Source organism: Siminovitchia fortis, from assembly GCF_003605365.2.
Lineage (GTDB): Bacteria > Bacillota > Bacilli > Bacillales > Bacillaceae_C > Siminovitchia > Siminovitchia fortis.
On record NZ_QYTU02000105.1, the window covers coordinates 1 to 569 of the forward strand.

The 569-nt window shown below is 51.4% G+C and carries 1 other RNA gene; it reads right to left on the minus strand.

Annotated elements, in window-relative coordinates:
- Positions 1-23 precede the first annotated feature (23 nt).
- Positions 24-569, minus strand: a transfer-messenger RNA (tmRNA) gene (gene ssrA, locus D4N35_RS17860); the annotation flags it as partial.

Here is a 569-nt window from a genome sequence, read left to right on the forward strand (position 1 = left end):
GAGCTGGCGGGAGTTGAACCCGCGTCCGAAATTCCTACATCCTCGGTACTACATGCTTAGTCAGTCTTTACATTCGCTTGCCAGCTGCGGACGGACACGCCACTAACAAACTAGCCTGATTAAGTTTTAACGCTTCAACCCCAGGCAGGGCTTCCACGCGATCTCTTTTGGGTTTGACCTCTCTTGATCCCCGTCCTAAGAGCGGAGGCTAGGGAGAGAGGGCTCTAAGCAGGTTATTAAGCTGCTAAAGCGTAGTTTTCGTCGTTTGCGACTATTTTTTNTCAGTCTTTACATTCGCTTGCCAGCTGCGGACGGACACGCCACTAACAAACTAGCCTGATTAAGTTTTAACGCTTCAACCCCAGGCAGGGCTTCCACGCGATCTCTTTTGGGTTTGACCTCTCTTGATCCCCGTCCTAAGAGCGGAGGCTAGGGAGAGAGGGCTCTAAGCAGGTTATTAAGCTGCTAAAGCGTAGTTTTCGTCGTTTGCGACTATTTTTTGCGGCTTTTTACGAGGCCAACCGCCCCTCGGCATGCACCTTGGGTTTCGCAAATCCCGTCGAATCCAG